Origin of the sequence: Entomomonas moraniae (assembly GCF_003991975.1) — a bacterium.
GTDB classification, from domain to species: domain Bacteria; phylum Pseudomonadota; class Gammaproteobacteria; order Pseudomonadales; family Pseudomonadaceae; genus Entomomonas; species Entomomonas moraniae.
Genome location: NZ_CP029822.1, coordinates 2,041,061 through 2,056,056 on the forward strand (window position 1 = coordinate 2,041,061; position 14,996 = coordinate 2,056,056).

A 14,996-nucleotide genomic window follows, 5' to 3' on the forward strand; every position below is an offset into this window, starting at 1 on the left:
CATTTTTGTACCAATGGCGAAAACCTACATCTATAATCATACGTTGATTTTATTCACCTTTAACTAAGTAGACTGTCATCTAATTTATTTATTGCGTTGATAGCTGAATACATATCAGATTGTAGTAATTTATCCCATATATCTAAGCAGGTATTAATAGCCTCTTTATCCATATCCTCTGTAGCTTCATCATAAAGTCTTTGAAGAACAGCAAGTAGACTTGATTCTTGAACATCTATTCTTAGTGGTTGGTTATTTGCATTGTAATTACCCGTAATATTTTCTACTAATTGTAAAATAGGATCACTTAAATTGGATAAACTTCTAGGGTATTTTTCCAATGAATCAAATAGTTGGAATAAACAGTACACAGCTGCCTTTGACGTGACAAATAGGCTGAATAATTTATCAGCGTTAGGTTTTAACCAATAGTTTTCATGCCCAACACATATTCCTACTTTCCTTAGTATTTCATCATTATCATCATTGATTAATAATTGATAGGCATATTCTATTTTATATATCTTATCGTGATATTTATCCTCTTGAAGAAACTGACTAATAACAGATGCGCAACCTTCTTTTAGAATATTATCCCCTTGAAGCACCGTGTTAAGTTGCTCCTCAAATAAACCATTAAAAAACCAACGTGCGTATATTTGTTTTGCTGCTTGTTTTTTTATTTCATCGTAGGTTGACGTTAACATTGACAGTACCAAATCTACATATTGTTGTTGATGTTTTTTTTCAAAACCTTGATTAAAGAAACGATAAGCATTAAACCCACGCGTCATACGTGGATCTTTATGACACAATTCAATAAATTTTTCGTGCGCATAATCATTTTGATAATTAAGTAGTGGTGTTAAAAGAAAAATGGCAGCGATTTTAACTGAGGGGTGTTCATCATTAATTGCACAATCGACTAGTTCAAGGTTTTCCAATGCAAATGTCTCGTTACTCCAAAAAATGTCAGAAATTCCTCGATAAGCGATACCTCGAATACTATTAATCGTTGTACTCAGCAATGATTCAGCATCTGCACAATCTGTTGACTTTCCCTTTTTGTGGCTCCAAACAGTTAATTGATTTGATTCAGGGTTAGTTGAATATTTTGCGAGGTTTATCAATATATCAATGATCTGCTTAGACCAGCTATCAGCTCTGCTTGCTAATAATCTAGCTAGCGAATATTCACAAGCTTCATTATTAAAATGAAGAATCACTTGCTCTATTAATACCGCAGGGCAAGCTTCCCATTGCTCTTTATAATTATCACTAGCTCGTGTGTTATCAGTTTCGGCTAAGCCATAGAAGAAAGCATCAATGTATTCTGTATGAATGGTCTGAGGGAGTGAAAGAGCCAATTGAGCAAAACGAATAGGCTCGTTTATCACAGACGATTGTAAATCTCGAGCAAACTGCTCAATATCCGCTTTTGAAACAGCATCATCACTTACTTGGGTTAACTTATGAGACGAAAATGCAGATGCAGGTGTTAGTATTAACTTTCGCCATGCTTTGTTAGACAGCTTATTTCCTTCAGGTAAGGGGGAGGTAACAATCCCTCCGATACTGTTATCGGCTTGGCAGAAATCAGAGTTAGAATATGAGCTAAATTTGCGCTCTAGCACTGGAATTAAATTTTTTGATTTACACGATATGCGATGCTGATCCAATGTCGGCAATAAAAAATATTGGAGTTCACCCCAATAACTACAATATACGTTATTTCTTCTAACTTTTAATCGTCTCTTTATCTGTTCAACTTCTTTTGAGGGGGGAAAAAAATAAATTGCTTTCTCCAGTTGCAAAAATAACGCATCAGAACAATGTGGGGAGAATTTAGTGATGAGTTTTCCTGATAAAATCCAAGCAGGTTCAATATACTCATTACCGCAGGCTAAACGTGTCTCAGGAGCAGCCAATAGCCAGTTAATGACCAGATCTGCATGTTGATTTGATAAGTTTAATAAAAGTGTTGCAACCAAATGTGTTATCACGGCATTTGATTTTTCCATATAAGGTGCAATAATGCTTAACAATATGTCTGGATAGGCTTCTAGCTGTTGACCAGCCGTCTCAATAAGTGTAAATAGCCCATGTCGAATACTACTTACATCATGATAATTGCTATGCCTATATCGATAAAACCATTCATGAGTAGAGCATTCATCTTGTTCTGAGTTAAAAATACTGTCTATATATTTGAACAAAAGCTCAATAGTTTCTGTGGGTATCGCTTTTGCTAATTGCTTAATTTCTTTGAGCTCATCGTCAGTCCAACCATCTCGATGAGTTATCTGGTTAACGTTTTTTTTACTTGTGGAGTATGGTGATTCACAAATGACGTTTCTATAATGTTCTAATATTAATTCAATTAAAGATAGCGCTCGTAATGGGTGTGTTTTGCTCAGTGACTTCCAATTAATATAATTTCCCGTACAACCTAAATTAAGTAATCTCTTTCGAAGCTCAAAAATATCATCTGTATCATCTTCAATTTTCCAAGGTAGTGCAGAATATACTCTTTGATTCCATTGTTTTGATTGGCCAACGAAAGTAGATAGTTCTTTGGTAATTAATTCTGGTTCATTTGCCGCTATAGAACTGAGTAAATTAATAGCTATATTAATTAGACTATCATCGCTACTGTGTAGCCAGTTTGAAATATGCTGGTTTTCACTTAAGTAGTGAATAATAGCAATATTTGAACCACAACTTATCGTTAAGAACTTTTTACAAAGCGCAGGGGAAGCGATGATTTTATCAATGAGTGATTTTGCTGGTTTTTTGATACCTTTGATTTCTTTAATTGAGTTTAAAACTAAGTATTTTAGATGGAACCTAATATTATCATTGAATAAGATTGCTTCAACGCAGTTACAAAAGAGATCTTGCCCTGAGTCCAATAGTAAATTTAGCGCATATTTTAGGTGCTCTCTTTTGGCTAGGGTTTGCGTTTCATAAGGGCCAATTTCAAATAAGAGGCTTTCAGGTGATTCACTTCCTGCTTTAAAAAGTTTGGTGCCCACTTGGTAATCAAATAATGCTTGATGTCGAAAGCTAATTCTTTGGTTTTGCTTACTGAGTAACCCAACAGAAATTAATGCCTCTAACTGTTTTTTTGTCCCTGTTGATAATGCATTTTCAGAAATTGATAATTGTGATTGATTAATCATCAATGTCACAATATCATCAATAAAAACTGTTGCCTCTTGCTCTGTTACCCCACACAGGCTAATTTGTTTTAGTCTATCTTCCCAAAACTTTCTTACTAGCTCTAATTTATTATTAAATTGAGGAGCTGTTTGGGTGCGTTTTGCAATAGATAAGTAGATGCCCAACCATAAAGGAATTTTAAGTATCTCTTTTTTTTCTTCTGCTAAAGAAGAATAAGCTTCATAAGGTGAAACTAATGGGATTATTGTGTTTTCATCTAAAAGAGTTAATTTGATATCTAAACGATTATCGTTAATGCATTGTAACCAACTGGATAAGGCAATATCTTCATTTAAGTCAAAATCTCTCGATGCTAGAACAATACTGATATCTTTTCCTTGTTTTCTTAAGCTAATAATTTGCTTAACTATTTCTCGGCAGATGTCCAGCGCATTATTTGAGTGTGAGGCAGTCCATCTTATGGCATCCAGTTGATCAAGAATAAATACGATTTTTTGTTGTGATGCAAACTTAACCAAGCTATGTACAGGAGAATAAGGAAAACCTAAAGACTTTCCAAACTTATCTGCATTGTGTTCGGGACGTCTTCGATCTAACCTAATAGGAACCGAAATGATATTGTTTGCTTTTAAATGGTTATGCAGCTCCAAAAGTAAAGCACTTTTTCCTGTTCCTGCCTCGGCTTTAATTAAGGTTACTGCGTTATCTTGAATTGAATCAATGATAGAACTTAATTCATTCCTCGGAATTAATGTATTACAAATGAGATATGGTTTGATTGATTCTTCAAATTCTGTAGAGAGAGTATCTAGTACAGGCGATATTCTTGTATCATCGGGAACAATTTTTTGCTCAAAATCACTATTTTTTAGATCTACTAATAACTCTGATAATGTTATTTTCTTCCTTAGTTTATTAAACTCTACTGGATAGTTCTTAAGAAAACTTAATAGTTTTATTGGATTATCTAAAAATAATGCAGAAGCCTTATCTTCAAGCTCACTTTGAGTATAACGATTAATAATATAAGGCGTAACTTTGAATTTTTGAAGAAAGTAAATAGCTCTTTTTATATCTGATTGGACATTAATATTTAATCCCAAATAATTACAAATAGCAGTAAAATCTTTTTCACGCTCTTGACTAGCCTTGACTTGGTACTCCATAAAATCATCGGGGATCATGTTGCTATTAAGCGCACTATCGCTGAGATCACTCATTTTTTTACTGGGTAAGGGTGATATAAGATGAAACTCGGTAGCTCCACGTTCAATTTGAAATAGAGCGTTGTAAAAAATTTTGGATTCATTGAGTTGAGATAGTGTCCAATGCTCATTAGTACCTACACCAACTTTACATTGATGATGCTCTGTTTGGTCTTGAGCTGTACCAATTATTATATCAACACCAACCTCATCATCCCCAATAGGTTCGATGGTAATCCAATTGATTTTTTCTTCAAGTAGGCGAAGTAATTGGTAGGCAACCCAATTAGCTTCATATCTATTGCCAAATTTTTCAGCATAGCCACCTGCTTCTAAAGCCATCTTATATTCCTTGAGATACACTTACTGGTTATGATATATGCTTGATTAGTTTAATCTCAAGATGATAATTATTAAAGTTTATATGGAACCTTTTTCTATTAAATATATTACTATTAAAAAACTAATGACCGCTAATCACTCACAGCAGAAGGATGCCTGTTAAATATTATGTTGAAAAAAGCTTGTTCACAAAAAAAATAATACTCAACCGTAAAAGTTATAGGCGGCTTGCCCTAAAAGCCAAGCCGCCTATAACCATTAAATGTATTAAATAATTCACTCACCACCAAGCGCTGAAGAATAATATTTCTTCCTCAAAATCAAAGTGAGCTAGCGTTTCATCCACCCAAGCTTTAACGCCAGCCACATCCTCCCAATAATGCTCATCATACTCCGTACTGCCATAAAAGAACCCTTCTTGGGTCGGAAACAGCTCCTGACAATTATCGGTAGTTAATTGATTAAGTATACCTTGTAGTTTCTCCAAATCTTCTTTGGAAATAGGAATATACGCACAATTTGCAACAGCCATCACATGCGTATTAACCCACTGCAATAACGCATTCACCTTACGAAACTCACCCTTCTCCATTATCTCATCACGTGGACACGCAACAAACGAAATATCTAAACCCATAACAACTCCTTGGCTACATTAAATAACCAGCCATTAAAAATGATAGAAAATAAATACGTTAAAAATAAGAAACAAAAAGAAATACAGCAATAAAAACGAGAAGCACAGCCATGAAATGAAAATACAGATTGAAATAAAACCAAGAAAAACCAAATAGAAATAAACACTGATAAATAAAAAATTACTCAGCGACCTATTACTATGGCTATATAAAACTACAGAGTTTTTACCCTAATCACCTGCCAAGCAAAATCATCAATAGCCTCTGCTAGTCTTAACCCCAACTCATCAAAGTAGATATTATCGACTTCTGTTGGTTGGTTATCTGTTGCAGGATATAGCCTCAAACTGTAAGTATCACTACCACGGTCATACACAATAGCGACCTTGCCTTTAAACTTCTGATTGCTGACTGTAAAACCAATACCCGGTGGTGTATCGGTATTAAGCGTACCAGCATCATTAATGGTAAAATCAGTAGTTCCTGCATCCACCAACAAATGACTAATCAACCTAAAACCATCCGGTGCCGGTATGTTTTCCAGCTGCTCAATTAAAGCTAATAACTCTGGTGATTGCAGTTGTTCTTTTGAGATAGGTAATGGTAGCGTAATACTTTTACCGCCCAGCATCATCTTAGTTACCGTATACTGCGTGCCATCGGGCAAGGTTTGTATTTCTTTTTCAGGCTCATCCACCCGTCTACCGTTAAAATCATGGCGGGCATACGGCGTGATCTCCACTTGATCATTTAACTTAGGCATCACATCCACATAAGCCACATCCACAATCACAAACTGATTTCTGGTTTGAGAGCGCTTAACTAAAATAAACACCTCATTCAAAAATACTACCTTACCCGTAAAAGGCTGTGGATCACTGCAAAATCCTAACACATTCGGTTGTGGCAACAACTCACAAAAGCGGTACTGATAGCGAGAACAATTACGTGGAATAAGTGATCTAATAATCTGAGCTAACGACGATTGAACCTGATCTCTATCCAACTTATTTAAACAGCCCGAACCTGAGTGAGAATCTGTATTGTCTGTGCTACCTGTATTGCTTTTATTCAATGATGACATACTAAAAAACTCCTAAGTAAAATCACTTCCTCCTTTAATCAATCCATAAACCACAGACGTGACAAAGCCTTCTGCTAGACAGAAAACAGTGTCATTCATTATTGATTGAAAGCATCTATGATCGTCTGATTATGACGAGCGATAAAAGAAGAAGTGAATAAAAAATGAAAAGAGAAAAATGAAGGGATGAACAACTAATAGAAAATAACAATAAAATGAAAAGATTTAAAAATCCAAATAAATAAAAACTACCAGCTAGCCTGCAAAAACAAGCGCTGCGCTGTAAAATCAGTTTCAGCTAACTGCACAATACACCACTGCCTTAACTGATATACCTGCTGCCAATAGGTTTCATCGTATTCATCAAAACCATGCACAAAATTCCTAATGGTTGGAAATACCTCTGTACAATTAGCGGCTGACAAGCCATTTAAATCACAAGATAATTTAACTAATGTTTCTTTTGTCAGCTCAATAATCCCGCTACTGTGTAACTCTACACAATGATGATCAAACCAATTCAGTAACGCATTACAGTGCTTTATCTCCCCACAAGGCTCAATCGCTTCAACAGGACAACGATAAGTAGCAAACACTAATTTATCGGCCATAAACAAATACCTCCTTTAAATAAAGTGAATTAAGCAATCAATTTTAAAGCAGACGACAGAGCTTGCTGTTTTAACTGAGCCCCTTGCCCAAACCAAGCACTGTCCAAACGATTCTCCTGATTCTTAGCCCGACGTTTATGATCCACAAACTCCGTCACGGCATTAAGCAATCCCCATGCAGTACCTTTAGCTGAAGCAAATTCAGAGCCACGACCCTCACCTTCGTACAGTTGCTGCACTTGTTTGATGGCACGACCATTAGGTAATTTGCTCCAATCAATAGCATCAACAGAAGCTTGTACAATAGCTACAGGCATATTGCCGGTATTACGGACAATACGCTCTAGTAATGAAATCCCTCCAACTTCTGAGGAGTCATGACCAACTTCGGTAATACGATTATCAATAACCCCCTTATCTTCATTCATTATGATATCCGTGGATAAAGCATCTTCTAAAGAAGCTGTAGGACTTAACACCTCCACCAAAAACTGCTCTGCCTCCTTATCCGATACCTTACGTTTCGTTAGTTCTGCCATCATTAACCGAAATTCATCCCAATGCCCCGTGGTTAAATTCAACCGACGCTTTACCTCGGTGGCATTAAAATGCGTATTATGGGGCACCTTGATGGTATTCACCGTACGATTTACGGCAATCGACAACGTGTTTTGACACACCACCCGTACTGTCGTAGGCGTAACCGTAGTAGCTAACGAACCATCACAAGAAGTAGCCAATAACACATACCCATTCACCTCGTCTTGCCTGCCTAACACACACGATTGTCCGGTACGGGCCAAGGCCCAAAACTTACGGCCTTGCTTTAATACTCCCGCGGTTTCCAGCTCAAAGCCAAACTGCTCGGTTAAATCACGGTAAAACTCCAATACCTCCAGTGGTTGCACCACCTTATAACGACTACTTACTACTGATAATGGCAACTGACTGTCACTGCGATACAACACCTTCTGATCGGCAAAATCCACTAATGAGCGCGATAAATCAATGATGCCTGCATTATTAGTGTCGGTTGTATCAGACGCCACAAAACACACTGGTGCTTGCTTAATCTGCCAATCCATTCCGGCCTTATCGGCCCACACCTCAATCGGTTGTCCTGAAGGCAAGCTACTACCCAAGCCATGCCAAGGGGTTTCACCCACATACGCCATACTCGATACCTGATGTGCCATACTAAAATCCTCATCCTTTTTTATTACTTCAAATAAGCCAACAAAACAAACGTAATAACAATAAATCAATAAAAATAACTAAACCAATATCAATAAAATCAACTCATACAAAACTCAACACAACAAAAAGCCCCTTGGATTACCCCAAAGGGCTTCTTATACTGTATAAATACGTGATTAAATTAACCACGCTTAAAAAAATACTTAATGATCTAATCGTGTGTAGAGAACATTACTTCAACTGATCTCTGACCCACTCAGACAATGAACTTGCGCTCTCGACAGCCAGTTCAGCGGCTTTAACTGCTACCACTTTCAATAAAATCTCCACTAAGGAACCCATACATCACACTCCTTTACTGTTAATTATTGTAAAACCTTTAGTTAAATAGATAAAATCTTGCTGTTTCACTTCAGTGGCAACGCTTTATCTCAATAAACTCAGATAACGAAGTCAACTAACAAGATTAAATAAACAATAGGACTGTCTATTCAAAGAAATAATATATAACTGAAATTTTTTGCAGTCGGTATAAAGCTATATAACTGAGAACCTTATTAGCATTTAATTATTTATTTAAACTTATAGGAACAGTTTAAATGACACACTACCAAAAAATTGTAATGTTACCTGTAAAAAACAAACGGCTACATTTATTAAAAATTTTGATAAAAATAATTAGATATAATTGCTAGTAGCTGCTATAGCTGTATTTAATTTCTCAGCAAAGTGTGAATTTTCCCCATGAGTCATCACTAAATGCTTAGTAGCTCGAGTCATGGCGACATAAAGTAGTCTAGCCTCATCTTCATGTGATCCTTCATATTTAGCCGGTAAACCTACAGCAGGAATGCAAACCAGTGGGTATTCTAGTCCCTTACTGGCATGCATGGTCATTAAATTGATACCGATTTGGTCTTTTCTTTCTTTAATGGGAATACCACGTTTTTGACAACTTTTTTTAATCTCTTCCGCTATATATTTCCAACGATAGATAATGCCCATCTCTTGCCAAGGCATACCTGCTTGATTGTGTTCTATTAAGATATCCGCTATTCGTTCACACTCTTGATAGAGTTTAGGAAGTTTAATTAATAAAGGTAAAGAACCATGATTACCTGCGCCTATCGGTTCTATCGTGGGTGGTTGATCTTCATCTCTGCTTTCTGCATGAAGCAGCTCTTCAGCAAAGGCTTTAGCCACGGTGAGTATCTCTACGGTATTACGGTAGTTAAGTTTTAGAATAGTGGTACGTCCACGAGCCTGAATGCCTAGTTGTGAGAAGACGATTTTCTTTTTCTTTTGATAAATGGATTGTGCATCGTCGTAAAGTACTAGTAATGCGTTCGTTTCAGGATTGATCATTTGTACAATGAGCTTGTACCATTCATCTCTAAAATCATGGCCTTCATCGATTAAAATAGCATCGTATTGTCCACTGGGAATAAGCTTTCTATCAACATGTTCAATCACTTGTTGAACACAAACTGCATGAAACTTTTCTTTTTCTGCTGATGTTTGATCTTTTTGCTTAGGGATGGAAATATTGTAAGTGGTCAGTTGACGGCGACACCACTCATGAAAGTTCATGGCATTTACTTTTTCATGCAATCCTTTTTTGAGCATATTCTGCTCCAGTGTTTCAGCTAGTTTGCGATTAAAGCAAAGGATCAATATCGGTCTTTTGACCAGTGACGCTAGATACTCTGCACGATAACCTAATATCATGGTTTTACCTGAACCCGCGACGCCATGAATGATGCGATGTCCTTCGCCTAAGCTGCGAGCAAGCTGTTCTTGTTGGATATCCATGATTTTTAATATATCGGGTAATTCTGCTGTTGGATTATTAGTATCTTCTGCAAATAAATCTCGTTGTTCTGGTAGCCGTATTTCAGGAAAGATATGCCAGCGGATACGATCTATTTGCGGCAAAGTGATCAAACCACGCATTTTATACTGAAACATTGCCCAAAGGCGTTGTTGAAATGCTTCAGCATCGATGCTTTCTACCATTTCATCTCGACAAATAACAAGGTGTTCAGGAATTGCTTCCGCTAATTGCCCTTCATTAAACTGTTTACGTGTGATATTGGTAAGTACTACGCCTATAGCATAGGGCAGCATGAGTTTGCCTTTTCTAGGACCACCAGAAAACACTAATTGAGGATCTCGTTCCAATAACTTAACAATAGCATGGCTATAATCTCTAGCTTGTTCTAAAGGATTTTTGACACTGCATTCACCTTTATCAGTCAGCAGTGTGGCATGGTCTTTATCTAGAGCGATTAATGTATCTATTTTCCAGTCTTTAACTTCAAAGACCAATAAACCCCGACAGGGATGAAAGATAATATAATCAGGATGTAGTGTTTTATTACCAATAGCTACATCGTACCAACATAAATAATCTTCTTCGAGTTTGCCCTCTAATAACCTAGCAAAACGTTTCTCGCCTGAAGTCATGCGAGCTAGGCAGCTATTAAGAGTAGGGATTAAGGTAGCCATCATTCTTCTTCCTTGAAAAAAACACGACACAAGAGGAAGTGAGTCATTAATTATTAAAAAATACTTACCATGGGCAAACAAGCAAAGTAAAAGCACAACAATAAGCAATGTATATACTTAATATTAAACTAAACTAGAAATTCATAGCTATTTAAAATATTAGACTTTAGTCTAAAGAATTAATTGTTTTTAGTGAGTTCAGATAGGCGTATTAATGAATTATTATTTAAGCTTCTGCGCCCACGCCTCAATCTGCTCCATTAACCATTGTTTATTTGCAGAAGACAGTGAAGACAATAACTGATGTAAATATACCACCTCATCGCTGGGACGAGGGCTAGTTTGAGAGAGCAATTCCGTCACTGGACAACCCACGATCTCAGCTATCTCAATCAAGCGATCTACGGTTGGAATCACCACACCACGCTCCATCCGTGAAACTGCTTCATAGCCAATACCCAACGCCTCAGCTAACTGCTCTTGTGACAGATTCGCTTGTTTGCGGTACTTAGCAATTGCTTTACCAATGACATGGTTTAATGCCATCTCATTGGATGTATTTGATTGCTTATTAGCTACAACTTGTTTTGTCTTTTTTGATAATTTTATTGATTTTACTGCTTTAACCACGGTATACCCTCCACTCAACCTCCATGATCGGGTATTCATCGCTTATTTTGAATTGCATTATAGGATGTGTATGCACCCTATATAGTTGAATAATGATTTGCTTTATGTTCAAATAGGCATGTAAATATATTGACTATTTCACTTATAAGGATACGGATGATGACTATTGATGATGGTATTGACGAATACAAAGCCAATGATCTTAGTGCAGATAAATTAGATGAGTTAATTGTTCAAGGTAAAAGTTTCAAGGTGATTCATATCAAGGATATGGCGTCAGTGGTCAAACAACTTGAAAAAGCCATTGAGGATAAGAATTTAACCTGCCGTATTTATACAGAATATCGTTCAACGACATTAGCAAGTGCATTAATACCTACGGGTATTACACAAGCTATTGGCTTATCATCTGCTATTGGCATTGGCATACATAATTTAGCAACGTATAATCCACACTATGAAATAGGCAAGAATAAGCTTAATAATACTCTCACCATTATCAGAAAACGGGCTTAATGGTATTTGTAATAGATGATATTGAACCAGTCATTAGGTTGAGTAAATAACCTTTCAATTCAGCCATCATAAAAAATGATGATTACGATGAAAAAAAGGAGATTTACTCAATCTTATATTCTGTTTGCGAAGCAATCAGCGTTGCCCCACAAGCCGTTTTCATGCCATCCACAGCAGGTTGTTTGCCATCAATGGTAAAGGTAGCGACACCCTCCACAATAGGATAGGTACCCAAACACAAAGGACAACTCACCATGTGTCCAACACAGGACACGGGAATCCCCTGTACAGGATAGGAGTCGATTCCCTCTAACACCACACCACCATGAGAAGTAGTATCCCCTTTACGAATCACAGGTTTTAATGCCATTACACAATTCCTTTAAGGTTATTAAATAGACTAAATAGCATTATACATAAGTCGTAATTTATGGCAGAATTATTTTAATTATCAGGTTATGAAGTACAAAAAAGTTGTACAAGGATTTATGATGTTTAATCATGCTAATGAAACCATATTCTCCCTTGATGTCGAAGGAATGCCCACCACCGGATTACAAGTTCTCGCTTTTGATGGGGTCGAAAGCTTAAATGCCGAATATGCTTTTGAAATCACATTGGTTAATAAAAACCTCCGCTTTGATGTCACCAAGCTGTTAAGCCAAGCCGCTTACCTAGCCTTTACCCCCGACAAAAAGCAAGGAGTGCACGGCGTTATTCAAGCCGTCAAGCGCAATGCCATTGGCAACGACTATGCAGCCTTTAAAGTTCTATTAATGCCGTCCTTTACTCATCTACGTAAACGCGTTAACAACCGTGCCTTTGTGGGTAAAACGGTGCCTGAAATCATTACAACCATCTTCAAAGAACACGGCCTACTCGAAACCCAACACTTTGAGTTCAAATTCAAAGACAAAACCGTCTATACCCCGCGTGAATTCTGTTGTCAGTATAACGAATCTGATGCCCACTATATCCTGCGTCTTTGCGAAGAGTGCGGAATTGCTATTCATTATGAATTTACCCAAACCAGTCATAAAATGATCTTAAGCGATGCGCAACCCTTCTTTAAAGACCTACCCAGTCCCTTAACCTATCGTGCTGATACCGGCTTTGTCGCCGATGAACCGGTGTTAAAGCGTTTTGACCTTGGCTTAGCGTCTACAGCCACCTTCGCCTCAGAACGCAATTACAATTTCAAAAACACCCACAAACCAGAAAAAACCAACCAAGGCAATCAACACACCAAAGCCAATCAAGCGATAGAACCTACTTTAGAGCATTACCACTTCCCTGGGCGCCTAATCGATGAATCGACGGCCAGTTACCAAGCCAAACTCTCCATGGAGCGTATAAAGGCTAACCATGTCCTTGCAGAAGCCTATGGCGATATACCCACCCTACACAGTGGGCTTTGCTTTACCCTAGAAGATTATCCAAGATTAGACACCCTATCCAGTGATGAACCGTGGCTTATCCAACAAATCAAACACCAAGGCCGACAACCCCAAGTATTAGAAGCATTAGGAAGTAGCGATTCATCTAAGCAAAGCCTAGAACTTACCTTACTGCCTAAATATTTTAAACATCCTCTTGCTGAAGAACTGCAATTTCCCTCTGAAGATATTAACCAAGGCTACCGTAATTGCCTAGTCGCGACCCCAAAAAATGTACCCTATCGTCCTGAGCGTTTACACTTCAAACACAAAGTACTGGGTGCACAAACTGCCGTAGTGACGGGCCCTGCCGATGAGGAAATCTATTGTGATGAGTACGGCCGCGTAAAGGTACAATTTCATTGGGATCGTTTGGGGCAATATAACGAGCATTCTAGTCACTGGATACGCGTCGCTAATATCTGGGCCCATGACCGTTACGGCGGTATCGAAATTCCTCGTATAGGAATGGAAGTCATGATCGACTTTATAGAAGGCGACATTGATAACCCTATCATCCGTGGTGCAGTACACAATGGCGTGAACAAAGTGCCTTATGATCTTCCTGGCATCAAAACCCAAAGCACCTTAAAAAGTAAAGAATACAAAGGCGGTGGTTACAACGAAGTGCTACTCGATGACACCACCGGAGAAGTCAAAACCCAAATTCACAGTACTCCTGGTACCAGCCAATTAAACCTCGGCTATCTTACCCACCCAAGAAAATCAGATGGTGGTGGTGAAGCACGGGGCAAAGGCTTTGAACTGCGAACTGACGAACACGGCGCGATTCGTGCTGGTAAAGGCATCTATGTCAGTGCCAATGAGCGTGGCGGTGCTAAAGAAACCCAACTAGACCTGAAAGAAGCCATTGAACAACTCGAGTTTGCCCTTAACCTCGCCAGAAACTTAGCCACCGCGGCCAAATCCTCCGAAGTTAATCCAACGGATATCGACAAACAACAAGAACAATTCCAACAAGTCTACAAAGACCTGGCCAAACCCGGCATACTCACCAGTGCACCGGAAGGTATCGCCATGGTGACCCCAAAAACCGCGCAAATGAGTGCCCAAGAAAACCTCACCTTCACCTCGGGTGAACATACCGACTTTACTGCCCAAAAAGAACTGCGAGTCTCCGCCGGTAAAGCCATTAACATCTTTAGTAACGACGAAGAAATCAAACTCGCCACCAACAAAGGCCCGATTAAAGTCCAAGCCCAAAACAACAACATCGAACTGTTTGCCAACAAAAACTTCAAGATCCTTTCCAGTAATGACCGGATTGAAGTGGCGGCAGAAAAAGAAATCCTCCTTACCTCAGGCGGTGCTTACATAAAAATATCTGGGGGCAATATCTATCTGCATGCTCCGGGTATGATAGAACATAAAGCGGCTGAACATCCTCATTCAGGGCCTGCGAGTATGGATTATAGCTTTAAAAGTTACGACCCTGGCAATGGTGAAATGTTTGTACTCAAGGATGACGAAGGAAATCCTGTGTCGAACTATGCTTATAAAGTAGTTCGTGAGGATGGTCAAATATTTAGAGGAGTTACCAATGCCAAAGGTGAAACGGTACGTGTTCAATCAGGGCCACAAAAACTAAAATTAAACCTATTTGAAGACGATGGTCAGTAAGGATA

9 protein-coding genes and 2 pseudogenes are annotated in these 14,996 nt (G+C 38.1%); 2 read left to right on the forward strand and 9 right to left on the reverse strand.

Annotated elements, in window-relative coordinates; genetic code table 11:
- Positions 1–59: 59 nt before the first annotated feature.
- From DM558_RS09655 to DM558_RS09685, 8 genes and pseudogenes are all read right to left on the reverse strand, one after another.
- Positions 60–4,730, reverse strand: coding sequence for an NACHT domain-containing protein (locus tag DM558_RS09655; RefSeq protein ID WP_127163805.1), 4,671 nt, complete (start codon positions 4,728–4,730; stop codon positions 60–62).
- A 280-nt stretch (positions 4,731–5,010) separates the two neighbouring features.
- Positions 5,011–5,367, reverse strand: coding sequence for a hypothetical protein (locus tag DM558_RS09660; RefSeq protein WP_127163807.1), 357 nt, complete (start codon positions 5,365–5,367; stop codon positions 5,011–5,013).
- Between the two features lie 215 nt (positions 5,368–5,582).
- On the reverse strand, positions 5,583–6,452 hold the full coding sequence (locus DM558_RS09665; RefSeq protein ID WP_127163809.1) for a GTPase: 870 nt from the start codon (positions 6,450–6,452) through the stop codon (positions 5,583–5,585).
- 248 nt (positions 6,453–6,700) lie between these two features.
- Positions 6,701–7,063: a hypothetical protein gene (locus DM558_RS09670; protein WP_127163811.1), complete on the reverse strand. Its 363-nt coding sequence runs from the start codon at positions 7,061–7,063 to the stop codon at positions 6,701–6,703.
- A gap of 29 nt (positions 7,064–7,092) precedes the next feature.
- A pseudogene (locus DM558_RS16120) lies at positions 7,093–7,332 on the reverse strand (DUF932 domain-containing protein); the annotation flags it as partial.
- 198 nt (positions 7,333–7,530) lie between these two features.
- Positions 7,531–8,259: pseudogene (locus DM558_RS16125) on the reverse strand (DUF932 domain-containing protein); the annotation flags it as partial.
- 679 nt (positions 8,260–8,938) lie between these two features.
- Positions 8,939–10,771: a DEAD/DEAH box helicase gene (locus DM558_RS09680; protein WP_228411728.1), complete on the reverse strand. Its 1,833-nt coding sequence runs from the start codon at positions 10,769–10,771 to the stop codon at positions 8,939–8,941.
- A 219-nt stretch (positions 10,772–10,990) separates the two neighbouring features.
- Entirely contained in the window at positions 10,991–11,398 is a 408-nt protein-coding gene (locus tag DM558_RS09685; RefSeq protein WP_228411729.1) for a helix-turn-helix domain-containing protein, read from the reverse strand.
- A 156-nt stretch (positions 11,399–11,554) separates the two neighbouring features.
- Here DM558_RS09685 and DM558_RS09690 point away from each other — a divergent pair, with 156 nt between their 5' ends.
- Entirely contained in the window at positions 11,555–11,914 is a 360-nt protein-coding gene (locus DM558_RS09690) for a hypothetical protein (RefSeq protein ID WP_228411730.1), read from the forward strand.
- Between the two features lie 103 nt (positions 11,915–12,017).
- Here DM558_RS09690 and DM558_RS09695 read toward each other — a convergent pair whose 3' ends face one another.
- Positions 12,018–12,284, reverse strand: a complete 267-nt coding sequence (locus DM558_RS09695) for a PAAR domain-containing protein (RefSeq protein ID WP_127163815.1) — start codon at positions 12,282–12,284, stop codon at positions 12,018–12,020.
- A gap of 88 nt (positions 12,285–12,372) precedes the next feature.
- Between DM558_RS09695 and DM558_RS09700 the strand changes: the two genes are divergently transcribed.
- Complete coding sequence (locus DM558_RS09700; RefSeq protein ID WP_127163816.1) at positions 12,373–14,991, forward strand: type VI secretion system Vgr family protein; 2,619 nt, start codon at positions 12,373–12,375, stop codon at positions 14,989–14,991.
- Positions 14,992–14,996 lie beyond the last annotated feature (5 nt).